The organism is Ningiella algicola (assembly GCF_028401415.2).
Lineage (GTDB): Bacteria > Pseudomonadota > Gammaproteobacteria > Enterobacterales > Alteromonadaceae > Glaciecola.
Genome location: NZ_CP171821.2, coordinates 2,871,540 through 2,887,579, shown reverse-complemented (window position 1 = coordinate 2,887,579; position 16,040 = coordinate 2,871,540). Strand labels below are relative to the sequence as shown.

Genomic DNA, 16,040 nt, shown 5'->3' with positions numbered 1-16,040 from the left:
ATGCGCTTTAATAATATCCAATCACAAACTCATAATCGCCGCTGTTCAGTACGAGCGCATTTTCATGATTTATGGTCAGCGCATGTGCATTTTCAACCCATCGATACAAAACATTCTGATGCACGCGCGCCCACAAGTTCCGTCGAATTAAACAATAGGGAACGGGGTTGTTATCAAACTCGCGCAGTTCAATGGGATGGTCTTTACCAATGCGTACTTTGTCGCCGCAGCTAGTCGTAATTTCGATGAAAGTGTCGCCATTGGGCTGAGCAACAAAATCATCATCAATCGCAATGAAAGGTACATCTTCAACCACAATGCCTAACTTTTCCACAGGCGTTACCAAAAAGTAATCGTTGCCTTCTTTTTTAATCACACTTGCGAAAAGCTTTATTAATGAGGCGCGTGTAAATGGTGTACCTTCATGCCACCACTGTCCGTTTTTTTTGATAACAAGATTTAGGTCACCGCAGAAATCAGGGTGCCACTTTTCTACCGGCGGCATAGCCCCGGCTTCTGTTGTTTCAGCAATTTGATCCTGCAGCGTGCGTATATCCAATTGCTTGCCTAGTCTTCACTTCTATTTATCAATTCAGCCTTCACATCGCGCAACACGTCCTTCAGACGACGCATATTGCTTGGTCCCATACGAATCATTTGTTTTTGGGGAGCAGAAAGGCTCTCAAGTTTCGGATCAGCAAACTTGTACATCACGCTATCGGAATATACTTCGATGGGAACAGGCACTTGCGGTGTGTTAAGAAGTTCGTCTATTGCGACGATTATCGCGTCTTCTAAGCTTTCATTAGGTCTGGAGATCTCGGCAAACTTTTCTGTTAAAACGGGTCTGTACTGTTCAAATAAATTTAACAGTTCTTCGGTATCAACGCTTTCAAAGGCATCAACATAAGGCGTGTAGCGCTGAAAGCTGCTGCGGTCTATCCACATGCGCTCGGCTTGATTGTATACGGCAAAGTTTTGCTCAGGCGGCGATAACAAATTGTCTTTAAGTGTGAGTTCTTCATTGGCAAGGTTACTGACGTTGATCACGAATTTGTCTAGCAACGCATCATCTACTAACAATTGCGTCAATTCAGGCGAGCGTATTGCTTGCACAACGGCCGCCTTTACCGCAAGGTCGCTCAAATCCAGTTGCGCTTCTTCGGGGCTTTCTACCACGGGATCCACCATGGTATCGGGCAACTGGGTAACAGGCTCGAGTAGCTCGGGAGACTGCTGTTCCTCCCCTATCACCACCGACGTTGGCATTTGTGGGGGTTGGAAAACCTCGGTGCTATCATCCGGCGCGTCAGACTCACTAGTGGGAGCATTTGAGATTGGAAGTGTCACTTCACCTGATAGCGAAGGGTCACTACCAGCATCGCTTTCGTCGTCAGTGCTTGGCCAAAATAGCACGACGAGTAAGAGAATAAACAAAACGGCCGCAACCACAATGTAAGGTTTCATTTGTTGAATTTGACTCGTATTAGTGCTCATATCCCTCTCCGCTGCGTCAACAGTATTTCTGCATCACTATAAGCTACATGGAGTTGACTGTAAAAAAATCAAATAATTCAACACGTGAACCTAGCTTCTTAGGTACTTCTCGTTTGCTTGAACTAATTTTGAGAAGCCGCGTAAGCATGTTAATGAGTGAGTAAGAGAGTTTCAGCACATGTACAAATTTAGCATTAGCGATGTAAAAAAGACGCCGATGATCATTGAGCGCTTAGAAGTACAGTCTTTTGAAATGAATGTATATTTGGTCAAACTGTTCACCCAAGACGAAGAGGGTTTTGTTTACGACGACAAAGACAAACCCATGCGCTTTCACAACTCACAAAGCATCCGCGATACCTTTGAACGCTGCCAAGTGAAAGAGGCTGTGATGGTGCACGACTCCCCCTATGATGAAATGATCGGCAACCCAAACAAAGCTGAAAAAGCCATGGCCATGCCGTTTTCTATGCAACAGCCTTACTAGCGCTCCCACTTACAACTGACACAGCTTGTTACTTTTGCCATATTCCATTACTTAAGCGACATGCTAACGTTACAATCCTGTTTTGACATCAGATAGGGATGTTTACTTTGAGGCTACTTAACACTATTTTACTGAGCGTGATTGCGACCACGCTTATTGCCAATTCAGCCATTGCTCAAGAATCTCAACATCGAGATGCTCAGCGCAATATTGAGCAAGCTTACAAAGCCATTGATAAACTGTTAAGCGATGCTGAGTATCAAAGCGCGATAGATACCTTAGAATCGCGTGACGCTCTCTCACCGAAAGATTATCAGTATCTTATTGATGCTTATCTTAATGTTGATTTAGATGATGCCGAAGATGCAGCTCAGCGGGCTATCGATGCTTATCCAAGCGATTACCGAATGTATCTATCCCATGCCAGCGTGATGGGAGCACAAGCCTCTGACAGTATTTTTAGCGCTTTGGGTTACGCTGAAAAAGCACTTAATAGTCTGGAAAAGGCGGTATCTATTGAGCCAAACAATCCTCAGACCTTATCTGCATTGATTAGCTTTTACATTGCAGCTCCCTCAATAGCCGGTGGCGACATGGAGAAAGCGCAACAATTGGTGGATCAAATATCAATCCTGGATGAAATCGAAGGGAAATTTAATCAAGCGCGCGTTTACTTTGCTGATGATCAAAGCGAAAAAGGAGAAGCGTTGCTACTGAGCATGATTGAGCAAACTCCGGCTGCTCAGCCAAGCACTTTACTCAGAGCGCATTATTTATTGGGTAACCATTACCGCTCAAGTGAAGATTATGACCGCTCTATTGCACATTTTGAAAAAGCCGCGCAAGTCAATCTTTTGCAAGCGCCTGCGGCGGATTCAAGGCAGGCAAAAGATGCATATGAGAGTGCACGATGGCGCCAGCTTTATGCAAAATATAATGTGGGGCGAGTAGCGCTGCTAGCGGATGCAGAAACAGCTAAAGGTATCGCTTTTTTGGAGCAGTATTTACATGCGTATGAGCGCTTTGAATATTCTTCTCGTGGCTTGCCAAGTCCTGCATGGGCAAAACTGCGTTTAAGTGAGCTTTTATTGGACGCGAAAAATATTGAGCGGGCAAGAGCCACATTCGCCAGTATCAACATCCCTCAGAACAAGGACTACAAAAATATTCATAAAAAGCTAGCAAAGACGCTACGCAAAGCGGATTAATTAACTGCAACTCTGGAAAAGATCAACACGCTCTAGTCAGCATATCCACTGCCAATGGCGTTAAACGGCAAGTTAAGTTCAAGCTCAGGTACTTGTTTACCTAACCAAGCTGGAAAAGTATTGCTGTTAGGACCAGGAAACAGCGTGTATTCGTTGGCGTAGGGGTATCGTGCTATGGCGGCTTCTAGCTCTGGTATGAGCTTAGATGCTTTTTGCCCTTGTATCGACAGCACTTTTTGTGGCTTTGCGCCATACCAATAGCGGTCGGGCGTGCTCGTCGAATACTGACGAAGGGCAGGCAAGCCGCTTTCTACACGCCAACCAACAACTTCATACACTTCGTACTCTTCAGCATTTTCACTTTTAAGTGCCACCCACGTGTGGACCGCAAACCAGCCGCGCCAGCTAAATGCATCTGCAGCGTAGAACTCGATTACGGCTTGCTTATTCTCAAGCGGGGATGGTGCGATACCAGCCGGCTCTCTGGAAGCACTTCGCCAATCGTCTGAGGCGCAGGCGCTGAGCAAAAAACATGCGACTATAGCGATGAGTACTTTTGCGCTCAGCGCATTGAATAAAAAGAAATTTGAGACGTTATTTAATTGTGTGTTCAAGTTATTTAGTGCTTTTGAAGTTTGGTAAAGGGTCAGCATATTTAGGTAAGGCCTATGTACCTTTTTTCAAAGCGCTCATTACAAGCGCGCGCAGCGGTATGCTGCATTGTAATTTATTTGCAAGTAAGACCATGCCGCTGACTTTTCGGTTCACCAATGCAACATCGAAATTCGGCGGCTCGATCTCTTTTCGGTTTTCGGTTAATACTTTTGTTGCATCAAATAGACGCTGTATCAGTGCGCTTGCTTTGAAGTTATAACTATCGGTTTGCAAGCACTCACTTGCTATTAAACATGCATTTATAATTGTATTGGTGATGCTGTCGGGCATTTTTTCGTAGACTAAACCAAGCTCCTTTAAAGCCTTGTGAATAGCGCCAGTGTCTTGGTCTAGCATAGCGTGCGCTATATTCTTGTAAGCATTCGAAATGCTGTTTTCTAAGCTGCGGCACGCGCCGAAGTCAAGCACCGCAATAGTGTCTGAGTCAGCATCATAAAGATAATTCGCAAAATTAGGGTCACTTTGGATGAGCTGACTATGAAACAACTCCTCCAGCATAAGACTAAAAAGCTGAGTCACGACACGGCTTTTAGTTTCAATATCGTAATTGACTAGGGTGTCGATGGTTTCACCTTTAACAAAACTCATACACAAGACTTTGTCGCTAGACAAAGGCCGATATACATCTGGAGCAAGCAGCCTCGGTAAGTCTGCATATTGTGTCGTTGATGTATGTTGAGCAGTTTGAAGCACTTCGATGAGCTTGCGATAAGATTCTATGTAACGTGCCTCGCTTTCATAATCTGCCTCATTTTTAAGCTGCTCAGCGGCCTGCGAAAGCAAGCTTTCAAGGTCAAAATTTGACGGTACAACGCCGCTTAATCGCAATAGCCGACCTACATTTCGAATGTCGCTGTCGATGCTTTTTGCAACGCCTGGGTATTGCACTTTTATCGCCAGTTGAGCGTCTATTGGGGTGAATTTGTCGCCAGCATCGTCAGCAATATGTTTTTTGAGTCTGGCGCGATGAACCTGTCCAATGGAAGCTGAGGCGATAGGGTCAAAACTAAAATACTCAAAGTGCTTTGACCAGTCACTTCCCCATTGTTCGTTCAATGTATCTAAAAGTTGAGCTTTAGGCATGGTGTCTGCGCCTTGCCTCAATGCCGCTAATATGGGTTCCCACTGCTGGGGTAAAAACTCCCCTGCATCCATTGACAGCATTTGGCCAACCTTCATGGCTGCGCCGCGCATTTCACTTAAGCTTTTGCTTATAGCAGTTGCATTGGCGGAGTTGAGCAAGGTTGATTTTACATTTGGGCGTCGTGCCTGCATGAGTTCACCCGCTGAGCTGGCAATAGCCCTTGCAGCAATGCCAGATGCAAGTCCACCGAGCTTTGCAAATCGCGATAGTCGTGACGCGGGCACTTTACTCGATGGTTTGTTATTGCTCATTGCTTCCCCAGCACCTTACATTTTTGTGTTCATATCGTGATGTTCTAAATCATTACGGAAATTTGCCAGATTGGGTTGTCCATACGTAAGCTTTGAACAAAGGTCATCAAGCACAGCTTTGCTGTGCATACCGTTAAAATATAACATTCAGATCAACATACAAAGCTCCCTCGTATCGACTATGATAAGCAGAGCCTGTTGTTCTTTTCAGGCAAGACGCTTACCGTAGATAAGTAAATCAATAAATTAAGGACGCTTTCATGAGCTCAACATCACCCCAATACGATCTGATTTTGTATGGTGCAACTTCGTTTGTGGGCAAAATAATGGTGGCGTACTTGGCATCGTTAGATCAGCGGACCCTTAATTGGGCTGTCGCAGCACGTGACGAATCAAAACTCTTGGCCTTAAAAGATGAGCTCAAGCTCGACAAAATAGAGCACTACGTGTCTCAAGCTAACGATGAAAAGGCGTTAGCAACAATCTGTGAAAAAACCAAAGTCATGGTCAGCACTGTGGGCCCTTACGCCCTGTATGGCGAAACCTTGGTACGCGTTTGCGCCAAAAGCGGGACAGACTACTGTGACCTTACAGGAGAGCCTCAATGGATAAAAGCCATGCTTGATAAATACGAGGAGGAAGCGAAGGCTTCGGGTGCTCGCTTGGTTAACTGTGCGGGTTTTGACTCTATCCCTTCAGATTTAGGCGTATATCTTTCACAGTCATTGGCAATTGAAAAGACAGGTGCACCTGCTCAACAAATCAAAATGCGCGTTCGTCGACTGAAAGGTACTGCATCTGGCGGCACCGTGGCAAGCCTGCTCAATGTGCTTAAAGAAGCGGGTGAAGACAAAACACTTAGAAAACAGCTGGTTAATCCCTACTTGCTCTGTCCAGCAGACCACAGTTTTTCGCTTCGTCAAACTAATCATAAAAGCGCCGAATACGACAAGCACCTGAAAATGTGGACGATGCCATTTGTGATGGCGGCTATAAATGAAAGAATTGTGCATCGCACCAACGCCTTGTTAGGCAACAAATACGGCAAGCACTTTCGCTATGATGAAGCCATGTCTGCAAAAAACGGAGGAAGTGCGTGGATGATGACTTTAGGCTTAGGCGCGTTTGTTGCAGGTGCCAGCATTGGACCTATCAGGCGCCTTTTGAGTCAATATGTATTGCCTAAACCGGGTGAAGGACCAAGTCCTGAGCAGCAGCAAAGCGGGATGTTCGACATGCGTTTTTATGCCATGTTAAACAACGGAGAAACACAAGTGGTTCAGGTCAAAGGTGATCGTGACCCCGGTTATGGCTCTACCGCTAAAATGCTAGCGCAAGCTGCGCTTTGTTTGGGAAAAGACGTGCCCGAACTTCCCGGTGGTTTTTACACCCCTGCTGCCGCGATGGCAGAGCCTCTCATTGTGCGTTTGAGAGAGCACGCGGGCGTTGAGGTTCAAGTGCTCGGTGCAAACACATAGGGCCAGCTTTGCCACATGTCCGGTGTTCCGGTTACTTAAGAGTCGCAGGCGCTTAGGTCTTTGCTCAGTTCGGTGATAAATTTGCCATTTTTGTCTGTATACCGATATACCATCACCAGCTGCAAGTCGATGAATGGCTTAAATGTGTCCATCGAGCATAAGTGACTGATCATGTTTTCTTCAAAATGCTGCGCTACCAAGCTAGGGTTGACTTGTTCGGCTTCTAAGTCGGTCAAGGTATTGTTGTAGATCATGAATTTATTAAAGGTAGACACTGAATCTAAGCGCGTATCGGCGTCTACTTTTATCGGAGTTTGTTTGTTCAGTTCAGACACTAAGTCAGTGAGACCCAGGGATAGACTTCTTTCAACTTCGGGGATCTTGCTGTATGCATTAACGCTGATCCCAAAGGACAGCAAAAAGCTGATTAGCGAAAATTTGCGCGCATTGCGGCTTTTGTTATGCGAGGTATGTTTCATGATTGATGCTCTTTTTAAAGTGTACGCGGCTTTGATTTAACTAACCGTCTGCCCCTTATAATAGCATCGACCTATTTAATTTATACTTAAGCCCTAGATGAAATAAAAATGTTATCTCTTGCGTTAACCAATACGGCTGTCTTGTTCCAATATTTTACGCAGTAGGCTGATAACGCGTTGTGCATCTAAATGTGCATGCTCGCTTGCGTGCAAAAATTCAATTGGGGCTTTGTTTTCCAGTTCCTTTTTAGGCGTTTTTAGCCAGGTTTCAATCATCTGCTTGTCATCTCCCATTGTCATCACAAGGTGGTCAAGCAGCGCCTGAAATTGAGCGGGATGGGCCTGTTGAAAATCGTCGTTGATAATCGCTGTTATCGTGTTATCCATATACTTTCAAACCATTTTACACATTGACATCTCGCCCAGGGCTACAGCGTTTTGAGGGTAAGCATATCCCCGCGCTGTGTCCACTCAAGCTGCTTGAGCGCACTCATTCCCAACAATATCTGATCTGATTCCATGCCTGAAATCAAGGTAGCATCGACATTATTGAGTGTAATATCGCCAATCTTCAATTCTGAAATGTTGGTTTGGCGCACGCTGACAGTGCCGTTTGCTGTCTGAGCATAGCCGCGTCTGCCGGGGATCAGTCCAAGTCGCTCCCCTAATTCAGTATTCAGCGCTACGCTGGTTGCGCCAGTATCCAGTAAAAAAGTCACTTGCTGGCCGTTAATCTCGCCATTAGTGACATAATGGCCCATCTTATTTTGCATCAGCTGCACCTGAATCCCTGATGCGTTTGCAAATGATACAGGCTGCTGATTCGGATTGTACTGCTTTTCTAACATGCCAGAAAAATAGGCAATCAATAGACCAAACACAACAATAAAACCTGCGGCAAACATAAACAAGCCAAGCCGGGATGAGGTGGGTTGTGGTGCAGAACTCATATCGTGTTACTCGACTTCGCACTGAAGTTCGTCAAGCTTCATCAATGCGCCTGACTGTTCATGTAATATGTAACAAGCACCTTTGTGAAGCTTTAGATAAAATCGGTCTCCCACGCCCACTAACTCGCCTGTGCTTAAATCGAATCCACTAGTATCGTTTCCGCTTCTGATATTGCCATGCGTGTCGCTTACCGTATTAGGGCCCACAATGAGTTCTGAGCTGTCGCTGAAAACGGCCTTGCTTAAATTGACTTTTTCTGTGTTAAGCATGGTCGCTATTGCCTCTTCAATTGCATTTATCGATTGTTCAGAGGCGCCAAGCAAACGCGCGTTATTCATATGGGTACCATCTCCTAAGTAAGCGCTTTCTTCACTTTGGGTGAGTGAGCAAGCCGCAACTAGGCTGATTGCACAACAACAAATCACCATCTTCTTGCGCAGAATCATGAGCCACCTTTAGAAATGGGCTGATACTGATCAGATAATATTGCATCAAGATACACATTAGGCGTCCGAATTGCCGGGCCGCTACCACCTTCGTCCTGGTTTTCTCGGGTGTTGCGACTTTCTGCGTTTTGAACTGCATTGATCGCTGGGCATTCGCCGTTAGCTGCATAATACAGGGCCGTTGAGAGCATTTGCTCGCTTTGCGAGCCAAGAGGCTGCGTGAAATCATCTCGTACTTCGCAACCAGGTAATTGATCATCAAATACTGGACTTGCGACAGGCACAAACCCATCAATATAATCACCGAATCCTTTGTCGTTTACCCCTTGAGACTGAATGGTAAAGTAAGTTGTGCCGCAATTATCTTCGGGCACAAAACCAAAGGGTTTGCCGCAGGTTGTTTCGCCAATTTGAATCACTTCAACATCAATACCACGCAGTCCGTTAATGACTGATTCACTGGCTGAACAGGTGCTTTCGGTTGTGATCACAAAGACTCTTGTCAACTCAGGACTGGGCAGCGTATTAGGCAACAAAACGCCGCTTACATAGTCAATCTCTGAGTCCCAAAATGGGATTGGCGCCGGTTGCTCACGTTTACCATTAAGACGCAGGCGATTAAAAGCGGCATTTCGCGTTTGATTGGGACCTGCAACCATGTATGCAATTTGAGCTGCGAGATTTAAGCTGCCGCCACCGTTGTATCTTAAGTCAATCACTAATTCCGTGACAGATTCATCCACAAAAGAGTGAAAAGCATCGATTAGGTCGCTTTGCGAAGGCGTAATAAAGCTATTGAATTGAAAATAACCGACACGACCAACTTCGGTATCGAGAATGCGGGTATTTTGGACGCTCTGGATAGAAATAACGCCAGACAAAAGGGTTGCGGTTAAGCGGCTGCCGTCAATTAATTCAAACTCAAAAGTATGCTCGCTTCCATCTGCTTCAGGAAATAGTGCAGCATTAATTGCATCAACATCGTCCTGAACTTCTGTATTAACAAAGTCGATACCGTCAACTACTTTAACGCTGGCACCTCTGGGTATCCCGGCTTGTTCAGCCGGCGAGCCAGGTTCGGTATATCGTACGATAAGTTCGCGCGGCGCGTGATTAGCGACAAACTCCCATCTGATGCCATAGCCCGAAGAAGTGCCAGACTGTGTGCGTTCATTGTATGAGGCAGTATCTTCACTAAAATGAAAACTGTCTTTAGGCTTGCCCGAGGCTGTAAGTTCTGTTGTTTTTAATTGAGCGAAGTAGGCCGGGATGGTGAAGTCGTTAGGGTCGTTGTCAGGCACCTCATCAAACCACAAGTAAGTCTCGTTACTAAACGAACGCATCCAAAGCTTTTCTTCTAGCGCAGAGCCTGCCGTGTCGGGATACGCGTTGCCGCTAATGGGGTCGATGCCGCTGCGTGGGCTTTCGCAGCGCGCAGCAAAATTGCTTGCACTTTCGTATACACCAAATGTCCATTGAGGTTGAGACGGCACAGGATTGGGTGACGGCGCTGGGTTTGGTCTTGCGGGAACTGACGAAGAGTTTGAGCCCCCACCACCGCAGGCCATTAGGAAACACGCAAACACAATGAATACTGCGTGCATGGTTGATTTAGAGGCTATTCTTCCATTCATTTACAACTTTTCACTCTTTATTTTTATCGGTGCTATTAAACTAAACGCATATCGTTAACGCGTAGCCCCGCCCTTTAGCAATACATCGAACTACTAAAAGCTCGGTCAACGCAGACTTATTTTGAACCTGTTACGCCAAATTGGTTCATTTAGGTGAAAAGTGACTGTAAAAGTGGCGCAAATATGTGTAAAAACATACCTACAATGCTGCCAGTAAAAAAACCGTACCACCCACTTCTGCCGATATATCTGAACAGCGTTGCTCCGAACAAGCCCGTCCATAACATAACGCTGTATACGGAAGTAATGCCTGCCCCTAATTGCTGAGGTACAAATAAAAGAACGATTATCAGCGTGGCCATCGCGCCAGATAAAATGACCCAATTTACATTTTTAGGATTGGTAAAAGCATTGTACTTTGGTGCTTGGTCTTGCTGTGTTTCGCTGAGTTTATTTTGCTCAAATTCTGCGAGCTTTGCTTTTTCAGCTTTCTCTTTTTTTATGCGTTTTCCTTTAGACATGCTGTTCTCTTGTTAACAAAATGTGACTTTATGGGCATTTTTGGCAAAATTGCACGAAAAAGCCAGAAAAACATCGCTTTAAACACTAAAGCCGTCACTCTCGCTTGAGAAACAGCACCAAATCCTTATCCTGTGCGCAAATCCCTACACTTTATGTGAGCAATGAGCACCTTTTCTTGGCAGACAGCAGTAGTAAAAATCGGCAGTGCACTGGTATCTCCAGATGGGACTGGCACCAGTGAGAAGTTTCTTACTAACGTTGCATGGTTCATCAAACGCTGTCGCGAGCAGAATAAGCAAGTGATTTTAGTGTCTTCTGGCAGCGTTGCGGCGGCACGAGGAGAAATAAAAACCGGCCAGCAAGTTAGTTTGGGAAAAAAGCCAGCGATGGCGGCAATTGGACAAACGAAGATGATGGCGACTTGGGCAAATCTATTTGATTTCTCGTGCGCTCAATTACTGCTTACTGTCGACGACTTGAACGACCGCAAGCGCTTTGTCAATATTCAAAATACCATCCAACAGCTTCTCGATCACGATGTTCTTCCCATCGTCAATGAAAATGACACCGTCGCCTTGGATGAATTAAAAGTAGGCGACAACGATAATTTAGCGGCGCACACAGCCATTGCGATTCAGGCAGATTGTTTGATCATTTGCACGGATGTTGACGGCTTGTACACCGGTAATCCAAGAAAAGACCCAGAAGCAAAATTACTAGAGACGGTAACTCATATCGATGAAAGAATAATGGGACTTGCGGGTGGAGCCGGTTCATCGGTAGGTACAGGGGGCATGATCACGAAACTTGAAGCGGCGAAAAAGTGTGCAGGGTCGGGTATTCAGACGGTGCTGGTAAATGGTCGAAAAGAGAACACATTTAAAGAGTTGGCGGAGGGTAATTGTCCGGGTACTTTATTTGTTCCAATGAATGATGAGACTACCGCTAGACAAGATTGGTTGACCCACACTTCTCATCCTCAAGGCGAAATCGCCATCGACCATGGCGCATATTTAGCTGTTACTGAACGCGGGGCTTCTTTACTTGCCGCTGGTATCATCGACGTAATCGGCAGTTTTTCAAAAGACGACGCAGTGTTGGTGACTCACGATGGTCAATTAATAGGAAAGGGCTTAGCGACGTATTCTTCAGCAGAAATACAACAGATAAAGGGCGCAAAAAGCGCCCAAATTCAGTACATTCTGGGGTATAGCGAAAGCGCCGAAGTACTGCATCGCGACAACTTTGTGCTGATGGGCCCACAGACGCACGTTGAACAATAACTTTCATCCACTCATTAGGAGCTAAAATATCACCGTTATGACATTTGATATCAAGCAAGCGGCAGCTGACGCAAAAGCCGCTACAACAGCTATAGCTAATTTATCACAGGGCAAACGAAAGGCATTGTTAGTCAGCATTGCTCAAGGTTTACGCGATAGCACGTCAGACATTCTAGCGGCTAATGCAAAAGACCTTGCTGAAGCCAAAAAGAGCGGGTTAAGTGATGCGATGATAGACAGGCTTGCGCTAGACACTGCGGCTGTGAATTCAATATCAGATGCGGTGATTGAAATCGCCAATCAAGACGAAGTTCTGGGGAGTATATCCAATATTAAACCCCTCCCCAGCGGCATTCAGGTCGGAAAAATGCGAATTCCGCTTGGTGTAGTGGCAATGATTTACGAATCTCGGCCTAACGTGACGATTGATGCGGCTGCCCTGTGTTTGAAAGCCGGTAATGCAGTCATCCTTCGAGGTGGAAAAGAAGCGCAGCATTCCAATAAAGCGCTTGCAAAAGTGTTACACAGCGCGCTTGAAGCGGCGCAACTTCCAGTTGGTGTGGCAACCGTTATACCCGTGCCCGACAGAGAGGTGATGGCGCAAATGCTGGAATTGAGCGACAGCATCGATTTGGTGATCCCTCGTGGTGGCGAGGGGCTAATACAATACGTATCGCAAAACAGTAAAATCCCCGTTATTCAGCATTTTAAGGGCGTGTGTCACATGTACATTGATGCCGATGCCGACCTTGTAAAAGCACTTCCGATTTTAGAGAACGGAAAAACTCAGCGAACGGGCGTATGCAATGCCTTGGAGACGCTGCTTATTCACAGCGATATTGCGCAGCAATCGCTTCCGTTAATTGACCAGCTTTTCGCCGATAAGTCTGTCCGTGTTCATGCTTGCGACAAGTCTCTACCACTGCTTACAAAAAGTGACGCAGTAGCAGCAACTGAGCAAGATTGGGATGCTGAATACTTAGCGCTTGAAATTGCTGTAAAAGTGGTTGACGACTTTGACGATGCGGTATCTCATATTCAGACCTATGGCAGTGGGCACACAGAGGTTATTGTGACTGAGCATTTGCAAAACGCTCAGCGTTTCATGCGTGAGGTGAATTCTTCGGTGATTATGCTCAATGCCTCATCTCGCTTTTCAGATGGTGGACAGCTGGGTTTAGGGGCTGAGATTGGCATATCAACGAGTAAGCTTCATGCCTACGGACCAATGGGAGCTGAACAGCTTACCACTGAAAAATTTCTCGTCTATGGAGACGGTGAAATACGCGCATAAGCGTTTTGTTTGAATAAGCTGCAAACAAAGGTCAAGAATTTCCTGATTCAGTAGATAAAGTTGTTATAGATAAAAACCTGCACAAGGTTTTCAACACTTCAACAAGGTTATCTACGCTAGATGGGAACTGAGTTAGTCTCTTTTTACTACTCTGCAAGCATAGCAATCAATTTGCTGTGCTTTGTGCTGGTTTTCGCCTCAAAACTGAACCAAAAACAACCCTATCTCAATACCATCATGCTTGGTTGCGTATTGATGACCATTTTTCAATTTGCCACTTGGAGCTATCACGAAGCCTCTAATTTAGAAACCGCACTTACTTGGTTACGCATGCAAATTGCGATTATTTTGATAACTACACCGCTTTTGTATGTGCTCTTTATACAATGGAGCGGAGAGAGGCCTCAAAGACGTATCCTTTATCCCGTGTTGAGCATTTGTATTTTTTGCTTAATTGCCAATATCGTTATGCCATACACACTTAGCTTTTCAGGAGATGTTGAGCTGGTTAGCTACACAGTATTTGGCAATGAACAGGTATATCGTTTAGCAGGCTCACAAAGTGCATTTGAACTTGCCCGTTACTCCGTGTCTGCGTTTGTTGTTTGTGTGTTGATTGGCGTTGCTGTGCGTCTACATAAACGCGAAGAATATGTGGTTTTCGGTATTTTATGCAGCACCCTCACCTTGATAGTTGGTATTTCTGTTGTAAACGCAATGGTAGATAGTGGTAAATTTGACCTAATATATTTTGGTGGCTTGCCCTCAACTATCTTAAACGTAGCAGCATGTTTGAGTATCTCCATTTCATTAGCCGCAAAAACGGCCAGTTTGAACAAGCAGATAGCCCTTCGGCAACAGTTGGAGGAGATGTTGGCAAACTTGGCAGAGGGAACGTCATCGGTAGACAGCGATCGATTTTATGTTGAGATGATGGAACAACTTGATAAAGTCAGCGGCGCCAGTTTTACGTACTTAGCCTTATATTCGGTAGAAGATGGAAAACCTTGGATCCGCACAAAGGCGGCTTTTCATCAGCATAAACTCATTCCCAACTTTTCATATCCTCTCGATACCATTGACAATCGATTATTTGAAAAAGACCATCCAACTATCATCAAGGACGGCTTATATAGAGATTTCCCAGACGTTCCCTTGTTTCAGAAAGTAAGAGCGACAGGTTATATCAATTATCCGATTATCAATGAGGTGGGTGGCATCGAAGGAAGCATTATTTCGCTCTACGATCACCCGTTTGAGCATACATCGACTCAAGAGCAAATCATGCGTGTACTGACCTCAAGAGCGGGTGCTGAAATGCGCAGAAACAGACTTGAATCAGAGCTTCGCCAAATGGCGTACTTCGATTATCAAACGCAGCTACCGAACATCACGCAGTTACACAAAATTATCGAAGAGCAGTTTGAACGTAATTTGGCCGCGCAATCTCAATCCTTATTGATGGTGCTTGAATTAACGAAAATGTCTGAGCTCAACCGTCAGTTTGGATTTGAATTTGTTGATTCAGCGATTAAGGTCCTAGGTGAGCGCTTGCGTGATTGTGTCGATGAAAATATGAAAATAGCGCGTTTCTCAAGAGATGAGTTTGCCATCGTTATCGAGAATGTGAAAGGTGATCCTAAACACCTTGTTGAGCAACACTACAGCATTTGCAGTCAACTCATTCAGGCGCCAATCAAGCATTCAGGTCGAGAAATTAAACTCTACAGCTGCGCTGGCGGAGTGATTTTTCCGGGGCAAACGCCGCGTAAAAGTGACGTCATTCGATGCGCGAGTCTCGCGCTTAGGCAAGCAAAACAGGAGAAGCTTGCTTACAACGCCTTTGATAAAAGCACTTTAGAAAAAGCCGATAGAGAAAGCCGTATTGATATATTACTTGAACAAGCACTTATCAATGAGAACGAGCTTTTTGTAATGTATCAACCCAAGGTGTCAAAAGAAGGAGAGCTGAAAGGCGCTGAGGCACTTGCCCGCTGGGTTAACCAAGAGCTTGGTTTTGTATCGCCGGTAGAGTTCATTGAATTGGCGGAACAAAACGGTCATATCGACAAGCTTGGACTACTTATTATTCGTCAAGTATGTCAGCAGCTGCAGGCATGGCAACAAGAGGGTTTTGATTTTAACGGGCGTGTGGCAATTAACGTCAGTGCATTGCAACTTGCCAAGCCGGACTTTGTCCACAAAACAATGTTCATTCTAAATGAATACGGCGTGATACCAAGTCAAATAGAATTTGAGCTGACAGAGTCGGGCTTACTGAAAAATTTAGACGAGGGCATTGAGCGCTTAAGTGAGCTGCGCTATCTCGGCTTTACGATCGCGCTAGATGATTTTGGTACCGGCTATTCCTCGCTTTCCCATCTGAAAGACTTACCTTTGGACGTGCTTAAAATTGATCGGGCCTTTGTGAGTTCGCTCGATAAGCGCACTGCCAGAAAGCTCGCCAGCGCGATTGTTACTATTGGTCATCATATGTCGATGTCAATTGTCGCTGAAGGCGTTGAGCAGGCCTTACAAATCGACATTTTGCATGAAATGGGCTGTGACGTTTTTCAGGGGTATTACTTTGGCAAGCCCATGCAAGCAAAAGACTTTGTACAATGGCACAATAACAAGCGTCTGAGCATCAAGGCCACCCGCAATACAAAAAGCGTTTAATCTGTCCTCGCA

General features: G+C 45.4%; 16 protein-coding genes. 6 read left to right on the top strand and 10 right to left on the bottom strand.

Annotation, left to right across the window (positions count from 1 at the left end):
- Positions 1 to 7 precede the first annotated feature (7 nt).
- Positions 8 to 559, bottom strand: a complete 552-nt coding sequence (locus PN836_RS12535) for a DUF1285 domain-containing protein (RefSeq protein WP_395338793.1) — start codon at positions 557 to 559, stop codon at positions 8 to 10.
- A gap of 8 nt (positions 560 to 567) precedes the next feature.
- Positions 568 to 1,497, bottom strand: coding sequence for a DUF3014 domain-containing protein (locus tag PN836_RS12530; protein WP_395338791.1), 930 nt, complete (start codon positions 1,495 to 1,497; stop codon positions 568 to 570).
- 178 nt (positions 1,498 to 1,675) lie between these two features.
- On the opposite strand from PN836_RS12530, the gene PN836_RS12525 reads away from it, so the two are divergent.
- On the top strand, positions 1,676 to 1,984 hold the full coding sequence (locus tag PN836_RS12525; RefSeq protein WP_395338789.1) for a DUF6482 family protein: 309 nt from the start codon (positions 1,676 to 1,678) through the stop codon (positions 1,982 to 1,984).
- Positions 1,985 to 2,091: 107 nt separating this feature from the next.
- Positions 2,092 to 3,192 carry a tetratricopeptide repeat protein gene (locus PN836_RS12520; RefSeq protein ID WP_395338787.1) on the top strand — a complete coding sequence of 367 codons (1,101 nt, stop codon included), beginning with the start codon at positions 2,092 to 2,094 and terminating at the stop codon, positions 3,190 to 3,192.
- Between the two features lie 32 nt (positions 3,193 to 3,224).
- On the opposite strand, the gene PN836_RS12515 is transcribed toward PN836_RS12520, so the two are convergent.
- Both PN836_RS12515 and PN836_RS12510 read right to left on the bottom strand, forming a co-directional pair.
- Positions 3,225 to 3,740, bottom strand: coding sequence for a DUF3750 domain-containing protein (locus PN836_RS12515; protein ID WP_395345638.1), 516 nt, complete (start codon positions 3,738 to 3,740; stop codon positions 3,225 to 3,227).
- 118 nt (positions 3,741 to 3,858) lie between these two features.
- Positions 3,859 to 5,262, bottom strand: coding sequence for an ABC1 kinase family protein (locus tag PN836_RS12510; RefSeq protein ID WP_395338785.1), 1,404 nt, complete (start codon positions 5,260 to 5,262; stop codon positions 3,859 to 3,861).
- A 260-nt stretch (positions 5,263 to 5,522) separates the two neighbouring features.
- Between PN836_RS12510 and PN836_RS12505 the strand changes: the two genes are divergently transcribed.
- Positions 5,523 to 6,740, top strand: a complete 1,218-nt coding sequence (locus PN836_RS12505; RefSeq protein ID WP_395338783.1) for a saccharopine dehydrogenase family protein — start codon at positions 5,523 to 5,525, stop codon at positions 6,738 to 6,740.
- Positions 6,741 to 6,775: 35 nt separating this feature from the next.
- Here the strand turns inward: PN836_RS12505 and PN836_RS12500 are convergent, their stop codons facing one another.
- The 6 genes from PN836_RS12500 to PN836_RS12475 form a co-directional block, all read right to left on the bottom strand.
- Positions 6,776 to 7,219 carry a hypothetical protein gene (locus PN836_RS12500; RefSeq protein WP_395338781.1) on the bottom strand — a complete coding sequence of 148 codons (444 nt, stop codon included), beginning with the start codon at positions 7,217 to 7,219 and terminating at the stop codon, positions 6,776 to 6,778.
- A gap of 123 nt (positions 7,220 to 7,342) precedes the next feature.
- Positions 7,343 to 7,606, bottom strand: a complete 264-nt coding sequence (locus PN836_RS12495; protein WP_395338780.1) for a hypothetical protein — start codon at positions 7,604 to 7,606, stop codon at positions 7,343 to 7,345.
- Positions 7,607 to 7,647: 41 nt separating this feature from the next.
- Positions 7,648 to 8,169: a retropepsin-like aspartic protease family protein gene (locus tag PN836_RS12490; protein ID WP_395338779.1), complete on the bottom strand. Its 522-nt coding sequence runs from the start codon at positions 8,167 to 8,169 to the stop codon at positions 7,648 to 7,650.
- 6 nt (positions 8,170 to 8,175) lie between these two features.
- Entirely contained in the window at positions 8,176 to 8,616 is a 441-nt protein-coding gene (locus tag PN836_RS12485; RefSeq protein ID WP_395338777.1) for a hypothetical protein, read from the bottom strand.
- The gene (locus PN836_RS12480) at positions 8,613 to 10,250 is read right to left on the bottom strand and encodes a S41 family peptidase (RefSeq protein WP_395338775.1); all 1,638 of its coding nucleotides are present in this window, start codon (positions 10,248 to 10,250) and stop codon (positions 8,613 to 8,615) included. Before PN836_RS12480 ends, PN836_RS12485 begins: the two co-directional genes overlap by 4 nt.
- A gap of 149 nt (positions 10,251 to 10,399) precedes the next feature.
- Positions 10,400 to 10,771, bottom strand: a complete 372-nt coding sequence (locus PN836_RS12475) for a hypothetical protein (RefSeq protein WP_395338774.1) — start codon at positions 10,769 to 10,771, stop codon at positions 10,400 to 10,402.
- 162 nt (positions 10,772 to 10,933) lie between these two features.
- On the opposite strand from PN836_RS12475, the gene proB reads away from it, so the two are divergent.
- The 3 genes from proB (at position 10,934) to PN836_RS12460 (ending at position 16,028) form a co-directional block, all read left to right on the top strand.
- Positions 10,934 to 12,055, top strand: a complete 1,122-nt coding sequence (gene proB, locus PN836_RS12470; protein ID WP_395338772.1) for a glutamate 5-kinase — start codon at positions 10,934 to 10,936, stop codon at positions 12,053 to 12,055.
- Positions 12,056 to 12,092: 37 nt separating this feature from the next.
- Positions 12,093 to 13,349 carry a glutamate-5-semialdehyde dehydrogenase gene (locus tag PN836_RS12465; protein ID WP_395338770.1) on the top strand — a complete coding sequence of 419 codons (1,257 nt, stop codon included), beginning with the start codon at positions 12,093 to 12,095 and terminating at the stop codon, positions 13,347 to 13,349.
- Positions 13,350 to 13,469: 120 nt separating this feature from the next.
- Positions 13,470 to 16,028: a putative bifunctional diguanylate cyclase/phosphodiesterase gene (locus tag PN836_RS12460; RefSeq protein WP_395338768.1), complete on the top strand. Its 2,559-nt coding sequence runs from the start codon at positions 13,470 to 13,472 to the stop codon at positions 16,026 to 16,028.
- The last annotated feature ends 12 nt before the right edge of the window (positions 16,029 to 16,040 follow it).